This is a genomic window from Providencia alcalifaciens, assembly GCF_915403165.1.
GTDB classification, from domain to species: domain Bacteria; phylum Pseudomonadota; class Gammaproteobacteria; order Enterobacterales; family Enterobacteriaceae; genus Providencia; species Providencia alcalifaciens_C.
This window is the reverse complement of record NZ_OU659204.1, coordinates 2271361-2286319: the sequence shown is the minus strand read 5'-3', so window position 1 is coordinate 2286319 and position 14959 is coordinate 2271361. Positions and strand designations below refer to the sequence as shown.

The window sequence follows — 14959 nt, the reverse complement described above, 5'->3', positions numbered from 1 at the left end:
TTATGGGTCCGATAATGCTGGATGTTCAGGGCTATGAACTGGACAACGAAGAGCGTGAAATTTTAGCTCATCCACTGGTAGGCGGGTTGATTTTATTTACCCGTAACTTCCATGATGCGGCACAGTTGCGTGAGTTAGTGCGACAAATCCGTGATGCATCAAGGCACCGTTTATTGATTGCTGTGGATCAAGAAGGTGGCCGTGTACAGCGTTTTCGTGATGGATTTACCGCATTACCTTCCGCGCAAGCTTTTGCTGCACTGAACAATCAGATGGACGGTGCTAAATTAGCACAAGAAGCAGGCTGGTTAATGGCGGCAGAAATGATTGCTATGGATATCGATATTAGCTTTGCACCGGTATTAGATTTAGGGCACGAAAGCATCGCCATTGGTGAGCGTTCATTCCACGCAGATCCTGAAATTGCGATGGTGATGGCAGAGCGTTTTATTCGCGGTATGCACAGTGCAGGAATGAAAACCACAGGTAAACACTTCCCAGGGCATGGGGCCGTCAAAGCCGATTCCCATAAAGAAACGCCACGAGATGATCGCCCATTAGAGCAAATTCGCGGCAAGGATATGTCTATTTTTAAAGATTTTATTCAGCGTGAATTGCTTGATGCGATTATGCCTGCCCATGTGGTTTATACTCAAGCTGATGATCGCCCTGCGAGTGGTTCACCATTCTGGTTAAAATCAGTATTACGTGAGCAGCTTGGCTTCGATGGCGTTATCTTCTCTGATGACTTATCGATGGAAGGTGCTGCGATTATGGGAAGTTATCCTGAGAGAGCGAAAGCATCATTGAACGCGGGCTGTGACATGATCCTTGTTTGTAATAATCGTGAAGGTGCGGTGAGTGTTCTGGATAATTTACCGAAACAAAGTGATAGCCGCGCTTCTAAGCTGTATCACAGTGGCCGTCAATATTCATTGAATGAGCTGCAATCTGTGGATCGTTGGAAGCAAAGTCACCGTCAGTTAGTCGAACTACATGAAAAATGGCAAGAACACCGTAATCGCTAATTAAATCGCGTTGAAAATGAACCGATGGGATAATGACCCATCGGTTTTTTTTTATCTTAAACTCACTGAATAAGTTACGGGTAACTTTATTGGTATAAATTGAGTATGAAAAAGGAATTTGATTGTCATATTTGATTAGTAATACTGTATCTATATTCAATATATGTGTAAAAAATGTGCATCAATATTAGCTAATGTATGGAATGAACTAGGAATAATTCCTAGTTATAATTATAGACTGGCGTTAAATAATCTCTTTATGTACGATAAATATTCTTCATTTCAACTGTTCAAACCAGTATATCGCTTAAAAACAGAATGATTGACTTAGAGATTTATTTAAATTGAAGATCTAGGTTATGGATTAATGTTATTGGTTTAAATAAAAATGTTATTTAACTTTAGTAAATAACATTTCATTAAAATATAGATGATTAAAATAGCAAAGTTATTGTTTAAATATGGAGTTCAATTAATAGATGTAATAGCCTATAAAGTGATTAACATCACATCGAATGATGTGTGATTTGCAATGTATCTAGTTTGTTGTGACGCTGATCGTGTTAATTGACACAAAATTACGTTAGCATGCTTTTCATTATGAATATCAACTCAAAACGCTCCTTAAGAGTGCGGTTGAATATCGCCCAAACAAGTCTAAAATTATGGAGTTAACTTAAATCAAATCAATATGTTTAGATTAATTATTTCGACTTGTAAAATAATTAAAATTTTATTCTTAATGCCAAAAAATAAATTGCGCTTAAAGAATAGAGGGTGAAACTTAAATTAAATAATCATTAAAGACTATTGCAGTAATTAAAGCTAAATGAAATTGTTACTTATTGAAAGATAGCAAGGTGTCATAACGCCCAATAAAAATTGGGTGCGGGTAGTTATATTCTAATAATCACGACTAGGTTTAATTTAAATGAAAGTCAAAAAAATAGTGTTAATATTGTTTCCATCTTGTTTCGTTGCATTTGGGGCTAATGCTGGCGATTGGGAAAATGCCATCAAGGAAAACTCATTTGTTGCAGACTCTGAATTAGAGCTTTCTACACGAAATATGTGGAAATACTTGAAGTCAGAAAACCGTTACGATGCCAATGAGCAACGTTACAGAAAACAAGTTGCCCAAGCTTGGGGGCAGAATATTCAGTTAGATTACCAATCAGGATATTTTGCTGATTTTATCGGGTTTGATGCCTCTTATTATGGCGCGATCAAACTGGCAGCAAGTAAAGACTTCGCCTCCCGAGCGATTTTATATAACGATGATGGTGAAGCGAAAGGCTATAACAAAATTGGTCAGCGTTACGCTAAATTTAAATTAGACTTTGAACCCGTTAATTTCAAAGGTAAAGCGGGTTGGTTCACGTTGAAAAATACAGGTATTTTTACCAACTCCCAGCGTTTATCTTTAAACACCTATAATGGTTATTATACCAACACCGCAATTAGCGATTGGAACTTAGATTTACTTTATCTTGATGGCAAAGTGATGCGTCGAGATAGCCCGAATATTGACAGAATGTATTTCCGTGACGGAAATGGTGTCAATCACGATATCAACCATGTGGTTACAGGTGGCATTAACTACAACACCAAACCATTGAAAGCCTCTTATTTTATTGGTCAGGCGGATGATGTTTTCCGTCAACAAGGCTTAGAGATCAAATATAAACTTAACTCCGATATCACCTTATCTTCTCAAATTTATGGTCATGAATACGGTAGCGATGGTAAGCGTACATCGACAGATACCAAACGTGGCAAACAAAACTTTGATAAGCGTGCTTGGCACTATGCGGGTGAAATTGAGTGGCGCGTTCCAGAAACGCCATGGACTTTAATGACGGGCATCACGCATACCACCGCACATAAAACCAATGGTGTAGGGCAATTTGCGCGTAACCCAATTGGTAATACTCGTGGACGTTTTAATTCACCAGCCTACGCCGATATCGACTATGTTCGTGATGGTGAAACCATGCTGGCGTTAAAAGCCGAATATCAAGTTAACCCAACTTGGTCTGTCGGGGCTAACAGTAACTACAGTGAATTCTCTTACTCAGGTGAGCGTTTAAAACAAGGTCAGGTTGGCTTATTTACCTACTGGAAACCAACTGAGAACCTTTCCGTTTCATTAAGTGGCGGTATGGGCTGGCATCATCAGCAAGAGTCTGATAACTCCACACCAAAACTGTATGATGGTGAGTCGCGTCGCGCACATTCGTTATCCGGTTCGATGACAACCACTTATCGCTTTAAAATGTAATTGGGGGCAATGAATAGATGAATCATAAAATCAGTTTAGTGACATTGCTGGTATCAGGTGCTTTATTAGCAGGCTGTGCCACGAAACAGAGCGATACCGTAAAAGTTCAAGTCATTGGTATTAACGATTTCCACGGTGCATTACAAGCGCCGGGGGATGGTAAACTCGGTGGAATCGAATCCATTGCGACACTGGTCAAGCAATTAAAAGCGGAAAACGACAACACCATCATTGTGGGCGCAGGGGATTTAGTGGGTGCGAGTCCATTACTGTCATCGATGTTCTACGATGAGCCAACCATTGAAGCGCTTAGCGCAATTGGTCTTGAGACCAGTGCAGTCGGCAACCATGAGTTCGATAAAGGTAAAGTCGAGTTACTGAGAAAGCAAAATGGCGGATGCCACCCAACCGCAGGCTGTGTGGGTAAAGAGTCTTTTGCTGGTGCTGACTTTAACTATTTAGCCGCGAACGTGATTGTCAAAGAGACCGGTGAAACGCTATTCCCATCTTATTATGTTAAGAAATTTGATGGCGTGCCAATGGCATTTATTGGTTTAACGCTGGAAGGAACGCCTGCCATCGTTACGCCAAGTGGTACCGCAGGCTTAGAGTTTAAAAATGAAGCCGAAACCATTAACCAACAGGTGAAATTGCTTAAGGCGCAAGGTATTCGCAGTATCGGTGTGTTGATCCACGAAGGAGCAACTCAGCAAGTGGATACCAAGGTTAAAGATATTAACCGTTGCGACAATATCAAAGGGCCTATTGTCGAGATTGTTAAGCAGCTCGATGCCGATGTGGACTTTGTGGTGAGCGGGCATACACATCAAGCGTATAACTGTGATATTAATGGTAAGAAAGTCATTTCAGCACAATCTAACGGGACATTACTGTCTCAATTGAATATTGAAATTGATAGAAAAACCAACGATATCATCAGCATTAATGCGAAAAATATCCCGGTTGAAACAAGCCGTTATGAGAAAGATCCTCAATTAAGCCGCTTTATCCAAAACTATGAACGCATCTCCAAACCGATTGCTGAACAAGTCATGGGGATTTTGAGTGCACCTGCGGATAAAAAATTAGCGTCGGGTGGTGATTCAACATTAGGTAAAATTATCGCTGATGCTCAGCTGTATGCTGCAGCGACACCAGATGCTGGCGGTGCTCAAATTGCCTTTATGAACAGCGGTGGCATTCGTGCTGATCTCAAAGCAGGGGAGCTGACCTACGGTGATATCTTTACGGTGCAGCCATTCTCGAATGTGGTCGTTACACAATCATTAACTGGGGCGCAAATTAAACAAGCGTTAGAGCAACAGTGGGATCGTGAACGCCCGCAAGTCATGCCAGTTTCCCACGGTTTTTATTATGAATGGGATGACAGTCGTGCGGTAGGCGATAAAGTGATTACAGGCTCCATGAAATTAAATGGCAAGCCAATCGATATGAAGAAAAGCTATCGTGTCGCTGCCAATGAGTTTCTGGCAACGGGTGGTAGCCGTTTCTCTACCTTTAAACAAGGTAAAGACCGTATTTATAGCCTGCCGGATAACGAAGCGTTGATGAAATACTTCAAAGATAACTCGCCAATTCAGTTACCGACGGACGAGCGTATTAAGAAAGTGAAGTAAAATACCCTCACAAAATGCTAGGTTTCCAAGCCCGAGAATAACGCCATTCTCGGGCTTTTTTGTCTCTAAGTTAAATAAAGCTGACTCGTTTCTTTTTTTTCAAAAAATGATTTGACGAGCGTGATCGTTGTCATAATAATCAACTAAGTTGATTTGCATCAACATTTGGTATGACCAAATGACCAGACATGATATTCTTCAAACCCGAACAAAATAAAAGACGGTGAATTAGTGTTATTTAAGTTTTTTGTTATTAGAAATCTTAAATAACATTAATATATTTTATATGAGGGGCGTATGACCTTAACTCAACCTAAAATCGTTGTTGTAGGCGGTGGTGCTGGTGGTTTAGAACTGGCAACACGTTTAGGACGTAAATTAGGGCGTAAAAAACGTGCGGATATCACGCTGATTGACCGTAACCCAAGTCATTTATGGAAACCATTACTTCATGAAGTGGCGACGGGTTCACTGGATGATGGTGTTGATGCTATCAGTTATTTAGCCCATGCTCGTCACAATGCATTTCACTTCCAATTAGGCTCCCTCACAAATATCGACCGAGAAAACAAAAAAGTGGTTCTCGGTGAATTACGTGACAAAGACGGTGAGCTGTTAGTACCATTGCGTGAAATTGATTACGATATTTTAGTCATGGCGTTGGGAAGTGCCTCGAATGATTTTGGCACCCCAGGCGTAAAAGAAAACTGTATTTTCCTTGATAGTCCTGCACAAGCTCACCGTTTTCACGATGAAATGCTGAATTTATTCTTGCGTTATTCAGTACGTGATAATGCGGAAGAAAAAGTGAATATCGCTATTGTCGGCGGTGGGGCAACGGGGGTTGAGCTTTCTGCAGAACTGTATAATGCGGTTGAGCAGTTAACGAGCTATGGTTTTAAAGGGTTAGACACAGATGCGTTAAATGTGACGTTAGTGGAAGCGGGTGAGCGTATTTTACCTGCATTACCTCCACGTATTTCAAGCGCAGCACACCAAGAACTGAATAAATTGGGCGTGAAAGTGTTAACCAAAACCATGGTAACAAGCGCGGATACCGATGGCTTAAATACCAAAGAAGACGGTAAAATTTATGCTGACTTAATGGTGTGGGCTGCGGGGATCAAAGCACCTGATTTTATGAAAGATATTGCAGGTTTAGAAACCAATCGCATCAATCAATTGGTGGTTAAGCCGACATTACAAACCACGTTGGATGATGGGATATTCGCCATTGGTGACTGCGCATCTTGTGCAAAACCGGAAGGTGGCTTTGTCCCACCAAGAGCACAATCCGCTCATCAAATGGCGAGCTTATGCTATGACAATATCGTGGCATTAATGAAAGATAAGCCACTGAAAAACTACATTTACAAAGATCATGGTTCATTAGTTTCGTTATCTCGCTTTAGTACCGTAGGTAGCTTGATGGGTAACTTAATGCGTGGAGATATGATGGTAGAAGGACGCATAGCTCGTTTCGTCTATATTTCCCTATATCGCATGCACCAAATTGCATTACACGGCTATATAAAAACGGGTTTAATGATGCTAGTTGGCAGCATTAACCGTATTATTCGACCTAAACTGAAATTACATTAATCGATAGTGATTGTTTTTTTGGTACTGCAATCGTAAGGATACACACGGTTATCAGCGAATAATCGTGTGTATCCTCCAATCAGAATAAAGATGTATTTAAAATAAATAATAATATCCAGTTAAAACGGCGCATATATTTTAAATACTTATTCATTAAATAGACGCCATAAAATCAGCTAATTATCCTAATGAGTTTGGGTTAAGTGTGATTTAATACAAAAAGGCGATATATTATAAATTTAAATCACTCATAATACACATTAATTGGTAGGCTTCGTTTTTTTGTTAAAAAACAAAGAAATAGAGAATATTCTAATGTGGTGCAATATATTGAAATTGATTTAGTTAATTATTTACGACTATTCGCGGTAAACTTATTACGCGTAAGTAAATAAGATGTATGTCTCATATTCAGACTAATCTAAAAAACCATATTTCTTGTATGTAATTAATGTAGTTGATACTAGATAAGCTACAATAGCTAACACACTCACTATTTAATAAAAGGGCAAACGATGAAGCTAAAAATTAAGTTGTTGTTAGCCGCATTCGTTGTTGTTTGCCTAATTGCTGCTGTTTATTTCTCTTTTGTACGTAGTGACGAAGTGAAAATTGCCACTGTTTTATCTACCGAACCCATTAGAGCAACGCGTATGGTGGAACATGAAAACTGTTCGGTTACGGGTATTTTAGGCTCATTCACGCAAGAGTCTTTATCTCGTTGGCACCCTGCGCAACGCGAGTGCAGAACTATTTTGATGATCCAGTCCTTACAAGGAAGGTCGCTACCACCATTTTCCAACAATGAACCGAGAACTTGCGTGATCACCAAGAGTTTAGAGCAGATTATTGTAGGGTATGATGTTATTTACCGTATTGGCGATACGATTGGTAAAGTGAGAATGCCGTATGAGCCAACGGTGTTTATTCCTCTAAATGAAAATGGGCAGCTAGATTTAACCATGTCCAGTAAAGCGGCATGTGAAACCTTGCGTGAAGGGGCAAAAAGCATTTTGCCATTTTACTGTATGAAGCCAGATGACCTACCAAAAGCTTACCAACCGTCTACCATACTGGAAGTCAAAACGGGCAAAAATACCTTTGGAATATTTGAGTAGAAAGAGAAACCATGCTTAAAAAATTACTGGAATTTTTAGGTTTCACGTCGCGCAATATTCCCTCATTTAATGAACTCATGTTGAAAGCCAAAAGTGGCGACCTCGATGCACAGTACGAAGTTGGTACCCTGTATGATGTGGGGGAAGGAGTTGAAGAAAATGAAGAAAAAGCCATTGAGTGGTATCTAAAAGCGGCTAGCCAAGGGCATGCTCAAGCGCAATATATGATGGGAATAATGTATGAAACCAGTGAGCGTTTATCTGATGACTCTCACCAATCCTTAGAATGGTTCCAAAAATCTGCGGCGCAGGGCAATAGTGACGCGCTGGGGCACTTAGAAGCGATAGGTCATTTGATAGATAATAAAAAGTAGTTATTTATTGGTTAAAACCATATAAAAGAAAGCCATCGAAGCATAATGAATCGATGGCTTTTTTGTTGAGAGTGACTGCCCCTACGACACTAGCTGATGCTCATCAAAATCAGCGACTAGCTGCTTGATAAAGTCTAAACGCGTCGCTCTATCGGCTAAATCGTGGAAGAATTTCAAACGGACTGGGCCTTCCATGCGGAACGTTTTCGGCTGATTTTGCAGTAAGCTGATTAAGAACATCGGGTCGACTTTGTTGCGTTCATTGAACTCAATAAATCCGCCTTTCTCATGAGCTTCAATCCGTTTCATGCCCAGTTTTTGCGCTTGTAAACGAATGCCTGCTGTCGACAGCAAGAATTTACCCGCATCAGGTAAAGTACCAAAGCGGTCAATAAGCTCGATACGCAGCTCATCCAGTTCTGCCTGATCTTTAGCGCTGGCAATACGTTTATAGAAAGACAGTCGGATATTCACATCGTGGATATACTCATCAGGCAGTAGCACTGGCATACGCAGTTCCACTTCAGTTTGTTGACTGGTGAGATCCTCAAGAGATGGTTCGCGTCCTTCTTTCAGTGCATCCACCGCACTTTCGAGTAACTCCATATATAAGGTGAAACCGATGGTGGTCATCTGCCCGCTTTGGTCTTCACCCAATAGCTCGCCAGCACCTCGAATTTCAAGGTCATGGGTCGCCAGCGCAAACCCAGCCCCTAAATCTTCAAGGGATGAAATTGCTTCAAGGCGTTTTTGTGCATCGGTGGTCATGGCTTTTGGATGCGGTGTCAGCAGGTAAGCATAAGCTTGGTGATGGGAACGACCCACACGACCGCGTAGCTGATGTAATTGAGCTAAACCAAAGTGGTCAGCACGTTCAATAATAATGGTATTTGCTGTTGGGATATCAATACCTGTTTCAATAATCGTGGTGCAGATCAGGACATTAAACCGTTGATGGTGGAAGTCCGTCATGACCCTCTCAAGTTCGCGCTCACGCATCTGTCCGTGACCCACAACAAATCGCGCTTCGGGCACTAAGGCTTCAAGGCGTGCTTTGGCTTTCTCGATATTTTCCACATCATTATAAAGATAATAAACCTGACCGCCGCGTAACGTTTCTCGCAGAATCGCTTCTCGCACCACTAAATCATCATATTGGCGAACAAAGGTTTTTACGGCTAAGCGGCGAGCAGGTGGGGTTGCGATAATCGATAAATCTCGCATACCACTCATTGCCATATTCAGGGTACGTGGAATTGGCGTCGCAGTTAAGGTCAGAATATCCACGTCAGCGCGCATCGCTTTAATGCGTTCTTTGTGACGAACCCCGAAGCGGTGCTCTTCATCTACCACCAGCAAACCCAGATCTTTCCATTGAATATCGCTTTGTAGCAATTTATGGGTACCAATCAAAATATCCACTTTGCCTTCTGCGGTATCGCTAATAATTTGTTGCTGCTCTTTGGCCGTTTTAAAGCGCGATAGCATTTCGATACGTACCGGCCAATTCGCAAAGCGGTCGCGGAAATTATCATAATGTTGCTGGGCTAATAGCGTGGTAGGAACCAGTACCGCCACTTGCTTATCATTGTTGATGGCTAAAAATGCGGCGCGCATGGCGACTTCAGTTTTACCAAAGCCCACATCGCCACAGACTAAGCGATCCATTGCCAGCGGCTGGCACATATCACTCAATACTGCGTTAATCGCCATCTCTTGATCGGTAGTGGTTTCGAATGGGAAACCTTGGCAAAATTCCTGATACTGTTCTTTATCATGCTTGAAGGCGAAGCCTGCTTTAGCTGCGCGTTGAGCATAAATATCCAGAAGTTCAGCCGCCACATCCCGCACTTTTTCCGCCGCTTTTTGGCGAGCTCGTCCCCAGCTATCACTACCTAATTTATGCAGCGGCGCATTGTCATCAGCACCACCAGCATAACGGCTAATTAAATGTAATGAAGAGACAGGGACATACAGTTTATCTTCGCCTGCGTAGGTGAGGATCAAATACTCGGCAGGAATACCACCTGCTTCTAAGGTGATTAAGCCTTGATAGCGACCGACACCATGCTCAATATGAACCACGGGTTGACCTGGGCGTAACTCGGCAAGGTTACGAATAAGAATATCGGTATTGATGGTTCGGCGTTGGTCACTGCGGCGGCGTACCACTCGCTCACCCAGTAAATCACTTTCGCAAATTAAGGCGCGATGGCTTTCTGGTTGAATAAATCCATGTTCAGCCGCGCCAATCGTAATAGCAAAGCGGTCTTGGGTTTGACCAAAATAATTATTGATAATTTCAGGGCGAATTTTTAGGCGTGCGAGTAATTCGCTCACCGTTTCACGGCGTCCTTCACTTTCCACGGAGAACACTATGGTGCCATCAAACTGTTCGGTGAACTGACGCAGTTTTTCCAGTGGGTTTTTACTTTGTCCTTGGGTACTAATATCTGGAAGTGGCTGATAGTCTAAATTGGTATTGGCCGCTTTCTTCGGTAATTTTTCCGTAGACAACTGTACCCGAGGCCAATTTTTTAAGTTCTGATTCAGTTGTTCGACGGTTAACCATAACTCGGCAGGAGGAAGCAATGGGCGCATTGGGTCAACACCACGGCTTTCATAACGCTGCTGAGTATCTTGCTGGAAACGCTCTGCGGGTTCTTGTAGATTTTGCGAAACAAACAGAGTGTTCGCGGGTAAATATTCAAATAAAGAAGGCAACGGCTCAGCGAAAAACAGTGGCTGCCAATACTCAATCCCACTTGGCAGAGTATTTTTACTCACCTGCTGGTATATATGTTCCGGGTCACGGCGGACTTCAAAACGTTCACGCCATTGGCTACGAAAACGCTCGATAGCGTCTTTATCGGTCGGAAATTCATGAGCAGGCAATAAGTTTATTGCGCTGACTTCTTCTAAGGTGCGTTGGGTATCGACGTCAAAGGTGCGTAAGCTGTCAATTTCATCATCAAAAAAGTCGATACGAAATGGCAGGTCGCTACCCATTGGGAATAAGTCGAGTAATGCTCCGCGAATGGCATATTCACCATGCTCAAGCACTTGCTCAACATGGCGGTATCCGGCTTTATCCAGTTCGTCTCGCAGGCTATCGCGCGAGAGCTTATCGCCTTTAGCCATCACTAAGGCATGTCCCGTTAGAAAATCAGCAGGGCACACTTTCTGCATTAAGGTATTAACGGGGAGGATCAGTGCCCCTTTTTGCAGCGTTGGCAAGCGGTATAGAGTGGACAAACGGTGAGAGATGATTTCTTGATGTGGCGAAAAATTATCGTAGGGTAACGTTTCCCAATCCGATAGTGTCTCTATAGGATGTTGGGTGAATTGTTGAAGTTCATCACGAACGCGTAATGCGTTTTGCATATCACGTGTGACAATCACCACAGGACCTTGATGGCGTTCAATCATTTCTGCGCATTCTAAGGGGCCTGCAGCACCAATTAAGCAGCCTAAATGGCGGACATCTCCAGCACGACTGGGCAGTTCATAACGATAATTTGACGACATAGAAATATTCAGCTTCTCATAGCTAACTAGTTAATTAATGATTAGTTAGGCAATTAAAAATTAATTAAACAACCCACAGAACTCATTGAGTAGTCTGAAAGTGATCTAAACAAATAGTATTTATAATAAAAAAAACCACAAAAGCGCGGTTGGGTGGTTCCATTCATCAATCGTACCCTTTATTATCCCTGAACACTTCGCTTTGGCAACAGGGACATTACGTTTTCATGCATCAATCTGTCTCACTCTTTATAGGTCTGCGCTATATGCGTGGGCGCGCGGTCGATAAATTTGGACGTTTTGTATCCAGTTTGTCGGCGATAGGCATAACTCTTGGTGTTGCGGCATTGATTACCGTGACGTCTGTAATGAATGGTTTTGAACGTTCGTTACAAGATAGCATACTTGCCTATATGCCACAGGCCATATTGACCTCAAATACTGGAAATATCGACCCCAATCAACACCCCGTCACGGAATTAAAAAACCTCAAAGGCGTTAAGAAAATCGAACCGATTGTTCAGTCGGAAGTGGTTTTACAAAGCCGGTCTAACGTGGGGGTGGGCATGATGGGGGGGATCCGTTCCGATGAATCCTCCTTATTACTCGATAAGCTGATAAGCGGTGATCGCCATGATTTAATCGATGGGGAATACAACGTTTTTCTTGGTAATCGGCTGGCGGAAACTCTTGGCGTGAAACGCGGCGATCAAGTGCGTTTGATTATTCCAGGGGTGAGTCAATTAACCCCTATGGGGCGTATACCTAGTCAGCGTTTATTTACGGTTGCGGGTATTTTTCAAACTAATGGTGAAGCGGATACGAGCGAATTGATTGTTGCTCAGCCTGATGCAGCGCGAATGCTACGTTACCCAACCGGAAATATTACTGGGTGGCGTTTATATCTGGACGAACCTCTGCAAGTGGATGTGGCGAGCAAACAGACATTGCCGGAAGGGTTAGTTTGGACAGATTGGCGTGAACGTAAAGGCGAATTTTTCCAAGCAGTAAGAATGGAAAAAAACATGATGGGCCTGCTGCTGAGCCTGATTATCGCAGTGGCGGCATTTAACATCATTACGTCGTTATCCTTATTAGTCATGGAAAAACAAGGTGAAGTGGCGATATTGAAAACCTTGGGACTCAAACGTAGCAAAATTTTGACTATCTTTATGATCCAAGGGGCGGGTGCTGGCATTATCGGGACATTAATTGGTACGGTTCTGGGGACGCTGCTGTCGAGCCAATTAAATGTGATTATGCCGTTAATTGGCTTATTACCGCGGGGAGTGGCACTCCCGATTGTACTCGACTATCCGGGTATTTTAATTATTGCGCTGTGCGCAATGCTGATTTCTTTGCTGGCGACGCTTTATCCTTCTTGGCGTGCGGCAGCGGTACAACCTGCTGAGGCTTTACGATATGAATAACCAACCACTTCTGGTCTGTGAACATTTAAGCAAAATTTATCAAGAAGGCACACTCTCCACAGAAGTGTTAAAGAATGTCAGCTTCACGATGAATGAAGGCGAAACCATGGCTATCGTGGGTAGCTCAGGTTCCGGTAAAAGTACCTTATTACACTTACTTGGCGGGTTAGATACGCCATCTCAAGGAAATGTTATTTTTCGTGGGCAGCAGATTAACCAGCTTTCTTCCGACGCCCGTGCGGCAATTCGTAATAAAGACCTCGGTTTTATTTATCAATTCCACCATTTATTGCCTGATTTTACGGCACTGGAAAATGTGGCGATGCCGCTGTTAATTGGCGGTGTGGCGAAAGCAACGGCGTTTGCGAAAGCCACCGAAATGTTAAAAGCGGTAGGGTTAGAGCACCGAGCCAATCACCGTCCATCTGAATTATCTGGTGGTGAGCGTCAACGTGTCGCTATTGCTCGTGCATTGGTGAATGACCCTGCGTTAGTGCTGGCAGATGAACCAACAGGTAACCTCGATTTGCGTAATGCGGATGCTATTTTTGAATTATTGGGTGAGTTAAACCGTAAGCAAAAAACGGCATTTTTAGTGGTCACCCATGATATGAAACTGGCGAGTCGTCTATCCCGTCGTTTAGAAATGCGTGATGGTCATCTTCAACAGGAAATTACGTTGGGGGCAATGTAATGATTAAAATGCCTCTGACGCTACTAGCGGCATTGCGATTTAGCCGAGGACGCCGTAGGACAGGCATGGTGTCTTTGGTGTCGATTGTCTCGACCCTTGGGATTGTTTTAGGTGTTGCGGTATTAATTATCGGCTTAAGTGCCATGAATGGCTTTGAGCGAGAATTAAATAACCGAGTCCTTTCCGTGGTGCCTCACGGGCAAATTTACGCCGTTGAAGCCCCTTATCAGGATTGGGAGTTCGCGCAAAATGTGATCCGCAAAACGCCGGGTGTTCAAGGGGTTAGCCCCTATGTGAATTTCACGGGACTACTTGAGCGCGGCGCGAACCTGAAAGCCATCCAGATTATGGGTGTTTCTCATGAAACAGAATCCCAAGTCAGTGCCTTGCCTGAGTTTATCTTAAATGATGCGTGGCAACATTTTGAAGCGGGTAAGCAGTCTATCATTTTAGGGCAAGGGGTGGCGAATTCGCTGAATGTGAAAGTCGGGGATTGGGTGACGATTATGATCCCAAATACCGATGACAGCATGAAAATTCAGCAGCCTAAGCGTATTCGTGTCCAAGTGACGGGGATTTTCCGCTTAAGTGGACTACTCGACCATCAGCTTGCCTTAGTTCCGCTGGCGGACGCACAGGAATATCTTGGCTATGGAAACGGCATTAGCGGCTTTGAAATTAAAGCTAAAGATCCTTTCGAAGCCGATAAAGTGGTGTATGACGCAGGGCTGAAAACCATGCATCATGTGGTGGTGAAAAGCTGGATAGGCGATTACGGCTATATGTATAACGACATTCAAGTGGTTCGCAGTGTCATGTATTTGGCGATGATTTTAGTCATCGGGGTCGCTTGTTTTAATATCGTCTCCACGCTCGTGATGGCCGTCAAAGATAAAAGCAGCGATATTGCGGTTCTGCGGACATTAGGGGCAAAAGATAGACAGATCCGCGCTATCTTCCTGTGGTATGGGTTAATCGGAGGGCTGGTTGGTTCGCTTATCGGCGTGGTGCTGGGGGTATTAATCTCCTTAAATTTAACCACGATGATTAAGGGACTTGAAGTGATTATCGGTCATCCTATCTTATCAGGGGATGTCTACTTTATTGATTTCCTACCTTCCGAACTGCATGTGATGGACGTGATTTACGTGCTGTTCACCACGGTTGTTCTGAGCTTATTAGCCAGCTGGTATCCAGCAAGACGCGCAAGTAAGTTAGATCCGGCGCGAATTCTAAGCGGTCAGTAATCAACAAGGCGCGAGTAGCA

The 14959-nt window shown here is 43.0% G+C and carries 10 protein-coding genes; 9 read left to right on the top strand and 1 reads right to left on the bottom strand.

Annotated features, from left to right (window positions below; all coding sequences use genetic code 11):
• Positions 1-2: 2 nt before the first annotated feature.
• The 6 genes from nagZ to LDO73_RS10530 all read left to right on the top strand — a co-directional run bounded on the left by nagZ (position 3) and on the right by LDO73_RS10530 (position 8040).
• A complete protein-coding gene (nagZ, locus tag LDO73_RS10555; RefSeq protein WP_132495266.1) occupies positions 3-1028 on the top strand; it encodes a beta-N-acetylhexosaminidase in 1026 nt (341 codons plus the stop codon).
• A gap of 931 nt (positions 1029-1959) precedes the next feature.
• Positions 1960-3309 (top strand): OprD family outer membrane porin, encoded by a 1350-nt coding sequence (locus tag LDO73_RS10550; RefSeq protein ID WP_224057845.1) that lies wholly within the window; start codon positions 1960-1962, stop codon positions 3307-3309.
• Between the two features lie 17 nt (positions 3310-3326).
• Positions 3327-4946, top strand: coding sequence for a bifunctional metallophosphatase/5'-nucleotidase (locus LDO73_RS10545; protein ID WP_224057844.1), 1620 nt, complete (start codon positions 3327-3329; stop codon positions 4944-4946).
• A 297-nt stretch (positions 4947-5243) separates the two neighbouring features.
• Positions 5244-6548 carry an NAD(P)/FAD-dependent oxidoreductase gene (locus LDO73_RS10540; RefSeq protein WP_224057843.1) on the top strand — a complete coding sequence of 435 codons (1305 nt, stop codon included), beginning with the start codon at positions 5244-5246 and terminating at the stop codon, positions 6546-6548.
• Positions 6549-7063: 515 nt separating this feature from the next.
• Positions 7064-7666, top strand: a complete 603-nt coding sequence (gene umoD / locus LDO73_RS10535) for a UmoD family flagellar biogenesis regulator (protein WP_224057842.1) — start codon at positions 7064-7066, stop codon at positions 7664-7666.
• A gap of 11 nt (positions 7667-7677) precedes the next feature.
• The gene (locus LDO73_RS10530) at positions 7678-8040 is read left to right on the top strand and encodes a tetratricopeptide repeat protein (RefSeq protein WP_224057841.1); all 363 of its coding nucleotides are present in this window, start codon (positions 7678-7680) and stop codon (positions 8038-8040) included.
• A gap of 81 nt (positions 8041-8121) precedes the next feature.
• Here LDO73_RS10530 and mfd read toward each other — a convergent pair whose 3' ends face one another.
• Positions 8122-11568, bottom strand: coding sequence for a transcription-repair coupling factor (gene mfd / locus LDO73_RS10525; protein ID WP_224057840.1), 3447 nt, complete (start codon positions 11566-11568; stop codon positions 8122-8124).
• A gap of 227 nt (positions 11569-11795) precedes the next feature.
• Between mfd and lolC the strand changes: the two genes are divergently transcribed.
• Genes lolC through lolE form a run of 3 tightly spaced genes read left to right on the top strand, consistent with a single transcriptional unit; the run spans position 11796 to position 14939 of the window.
• Positions 11796-12998 (top strand): lipoprotein-releasing ABC transporter permease subunit LolC, encoded by a 1203-nt coding sequence (lolC, locus tag LDO73_RS10520; RefSeq protein ID WP_224057839.1) that lies wholly within the window; start codon positions 11796-11798, stop codon positions 12996-12998.
• Positions 12991-13692, top strand: a complete 702-nt coding sequence (lolD, locus tag LDO73_RS10515; RefSeq protein WP_224057838.1) for a lipoprotein-releasing ABC transporter ATP-binding protein LolD — start codon at positions 12991-12993, stop codon at positions 13690-13692. Before lolC ends, lolD begins: the two co-directional genes overlap by 8 nt.
• Complete coding sequence (lolE, locus tag LDO73_RS10510; protein WP_154603592.1) at positions 13692-14939, top strand: lipoprotein-releasing ABC transporter permease subunit LolE; 1248 nt, start codon at positions 13692-13694, stop codon at positions 14937-14939. Before lolD ends, lolE begins: the two co-directional genes overlap by 1 nt.
• Positions 14940-14959 lie beyond the last annotated feature (20 nt).